This is a genomic window from Arthrobacter bambusae (genome assembly GCF_022606295.1).
In the GTDB taxonomy this organism is placed as follows: Bacteria; Actinomycetota; Actinomycetes; order Actinomycetales; family Micrococcaceae; genus Arthrobacter; species Arthrobacter bambusae_A.
In genome coordinates this window covers 1-3,659 of sequence record NZ_JAHHZS010000079.1, presented here as the reverse complement: position 1 = coordinate 3,659, position 3,659 = coordinate 1, and the positions used below count along the sequence as shown (strand labels likewise).

Annotated in this window: 3 protein-coding genes; all 3 read right to left on the bottom strand. The window is 60.8% G+C overall.

From position 1 onward, the window contains the following. Positions 1 to 297 precede the first annotated feature (297 nt). Entirely contained in the window at positions 298 to 1,458 is a 1,161-nt protein-coding gene (locus tag KNN17_RS22085) for an acyl-CoA dehydrogenase family protein (RefSeq protein WP_241711039.1), read from the bottom strand. Beyond that, on the bottom strand, positions 1,459 to 2,655 hold the full coding sequence (locus KNN17_RS22080) for a CaiB/BaiF CoA transferase family protein (protein WP_308196875.1): 1,197 nt from the start codon (positions 2,653 to 2,655) through the stop codon (positions 1,459 to 1,461). An 85-nt stretch (positions 2,656 to 2,740) separates the two neighbouring features. Further along, positions 2,741 to 3,469, bottom strand: coding sequence for a GntR family transcriptional regulator (locus KNN17_RS22075; RefSeq protein ID WP_241711037.1), 729 nt, complete (start codon positions 3,467 to 3,469; stop codon positions 2,741 to 2,743). Positions 3,470 to 3,659: the final 190 nt, after the last annotated feature.

The following is a 3,659-nucleotide window of genomic DNA, read 5'->3' as shown; positions in this document are numbered from 1 at the left end:
CGAACTGCCACTACTTATCAAATCGGTATTTCAACCAGATTCAAGGTGATAATTCGAATTTCCCTCGAATTGCGGCACGCAAAGCACCAGCCGTTTTAGACTCAATTCGAAGGGTTTGGCCACCCGTGGTTCCCAGCTCTAGGCTGTCTCCCTCGCGGCGACTTAGAAGACATTACACGGCTTCCGCACCCCGCGCAAATCCAGCGTTGAAGCGGCCAACTCAAGTTGGCCGCCAGGACCTGATGGGGGCGCCCGGCGACGTCGACGACGGAACGCGGGCTCCGCCGTCGGGCCCGCCTAACGGAAGGCTGCGATACCAGTCAGCCTGCTACCCAAGATCAGGGTATGGACTTCGTCGGTGCCCTCATAGGTGCGGACGGATTCCAAGTTGTTGGCATGCCGCAAGGGTGAGTGATCCAGAGTGATTCCGTTACCGCCAAGGATGGTCCTCGCTTCCCGCGCAATTTTGATGGCCTCGCGGCAACTGTTCAGTTTGCCCACCGAAATTTGGTCCGGTTGCAAGGTGCCGGCGTCCTTCATGCGCCCGAGGTGCAAGGCCAGGAGGAATCCCTTGTTGATCTCCAGAGCCATATCAACCAACTTCTGCTGGGTCAGCTGGTAACCAGCCAGTGGTTTCCCGAACTGCAGACGTTCCTTGGAGTACTCGAGGGCGGCTTGGAACGCGTCGCGCGCAGCGCCCATGGCGCCCCAGATGATTCCGTAGCGGGCCTCGTTCAGGCAAGAGAACGGGCCCTTGAGTCCGACGACATTCGGCAGGACCGCACTCCCGGGTAGGCGCACATGGGACAATTCAATGTCGCATTGGATTGAGGCTCGCATGGAGAGCTTCGGCTCGATCGGTGTCGCCGTGAACCCAGCGGTATTGGTTGGGACAACAAAGCCGCGGACACCGCCGTCGGTCTGGGCCCAGATGATGGCGACTTTGGCCACCGACGCAAGGCCGATCCAGCGTTTTGATCCGTTGAGGATCCAGTCGCCGCCGTCACGGTGCGCAAAAGTAGTCATGCCGCCCGGATCCGACCCCGCCGTGGGTTCCGTCAGCCCGAAACAGCCGATCGCTTCCCCCGCGGCCATCGCCGGCAGCCATTCGGCTTTCTGCTCATCCGAGCCATGCTTATGGATGGCGCTCATCGCCAACGAGCCTTGCACCGAGACGAAAGTGCGCAACCCGGAATCGCCGGCCTCGAGTTCCGCTCCGGCCAGGCCGTACTCGACGGCGGATCGGCCGGCGCAGCCGAAGCCTTTCAGATGCATGCCGAGCAGCCCCATTTTGCCCAGTTCGGGAACAAGTTCCAGCGGGAAAACGGCCTCTTCGAACCAACCTGCGATGTGTGGCTTGATTTCGGTATCCACAAACGCGCGCACCGAATCGCGCAGTGCACGTTCATCCGTGCTGAGGAGGGAATCGAAGTCAATCAGATCACCGATATCGGACATTTATACGCCTTTCTCGGCGGTGTCCGGGGATCGGACATCGAAGGTGAACCCCTGGTGCTCTCCAAGGGCCGGGGGAACTTGCCGATAGCTTGGTGCCGCCGCGGACAACCGGATCGGGTTGGTCAACTGCCGGGACGTCCGGCCAGTAGCGGGATCGGTGACAACGACTGACGGCTCCAGCCCGAGGCTCTCAGCGAGTTTGAAAGCCTCGCCGACACTATTGACCGCGCCCGCAGGAACACCTGCGGCGAGCAGTTTCCGTTGCCAACTCGCTGCGGTGTCAGCGCCGAGCGCAGCCTCAATCGCAATCCGAAGCTCCTCGCGCGATGCTACTCGGCGTTCATTAGTGAGGAACCTCGCTTGCTGGTGCAGAGCCCTAAGTCCCAGAACCGACGCAAGCGCCGCAAATTGCCGATCGTTTCCGACCGCGACGGCGAGCGTGCCGCCTCCGGTGCGGAACGTCTCATATGGGGCGATGCTGGGGTGCGCATTACCAAGCCTGGTAGGCGAATCACCCGTCGCCAAACTGGCCGTGCCTTGGTTCGTCAAGGCTGCCAGGAGCGATGAGAGGAGGCTGACCTGCACCTCCTGACCGACCCCCGTAGCATCGCGCACCCGCAGGGCCATCAGGATTCCTGCTATGGCATTCTGTCCCGCGAGGACGTCTACCAGGGCAACCCCGACCTTGCTGGGTTCCCCTTCCGGGTGGCCGGTGATACTCATGAGACCGCCAAGCGCCTGCACGAGCAGGTCATAGCCGGGCAGATCTGCGCCGGCGCCAGCCCCGAAGCCCGAGATCGAACAATAGACGATATCCGGCCGGCCCTCGGAGACCGTCCGATAATCCAGCCCGAATTTCGCCATGACGCCAGGCCGGAAATTTTCGATCACGACGTCGCAGCCGGCCACGAGCGCTCGGGCATAGTCCAACCCATCATCGGACTTGAGGTCGGCGACCACCGATTTCTTGTTCCGGTTGACGCTGGCAAAATATGTACCAATCCCGTCGGCGTCAACCGGCGGGGTCCACGCTCGGGTGTCGTCGCCACCAGGACCCTCGATCTTGATGACTTCGGCACCGTAGTCGGCCAACATCATGGAGCAAAGCGGGCCGGCTAGAACCCGTGAGAAGTCTGCGATCCGTATACCAGCCAAGGGCTGCGGCAAGCCGTTCGGACTACCCTGTGTGGATGCCACGACGCATCTCCCTCGATAGTTGTATGTTGCATGCAACTGTAGGCGATCGCACGCAGCGTGTAAACAATTCTTGGGAGTATTGGAGTCAAGTGCGGAGTTTAGTCAGCTGATCCAGCTTCGCCAGATACGCATCGGAGGACAGTCCAGGCGTCTTCGCGCAGACGCCTGAAATGAGAAGCCTCGCAGTGCGGGTGACATGCTCGCGAACGGCAGCGGATGCAGCCAGGGGATCCTGTCGTTCCAATGCGTCGAGAATGCCTCGACGGTCGTCCGCCAAGTCCTGGCTGCTTCGGATTGAAGGGATGGTCACCAACCCTTGCGCGAGAACCAGATTGCGGAGCTCGCCATCCAGTGCCGTTAGCCGCGGATTACCCGCCAGGCCCATGAGAAACAAGTGGAATTCCTTGTCCGCCTGCAGGGTGCCAGGACCATCATCGGCGGCTGCTGCATCCAGGATGCGTCCGTGCAGCTCACGGAAATGCGCGAGTTCATGCTTGGTGACCATCTCGGCTGCCCGGGCCGCCGCCGGAGGCTCAAGAAGAATTCGGATCTGGAAGATCTGAACAATTTCATCAAGTGAAATCTGCAATACCCGGACACCGCGGTTCTTCTCGATCCGGACAATGCCCTCCTTCTCAAGCAACTGCAACGCCTCTCGAACCGGCGTCCTGGAGACTCCGAGTCTCTCGGCTAGTCCAATCGCCGAATAGTGCTCCCCTGGCGTCATCTCGCCGGACGTGATCGCCGCCCGGAGCATATCCGTGACCTGCGCTGTGAGCGACACCCCGGGAGTAACCTGTTGCATGCTACTCATCCTGACATTGTACGGCTCAGTATGAACCTGAATCCCGGAGGTTCATTAGTGAGCGCGCGTTTGGGAATTCCGGCGCATGGGTGAGCGGGGGTTGGTGGAAAACGGGCGTATATGTGAGCCCGCGTTTGGGGTGTTGGTGGTGTTTGTTTGTTAAGTGGGTCAGGCCCCGACAGTGTGTGTCGGGGCCTGG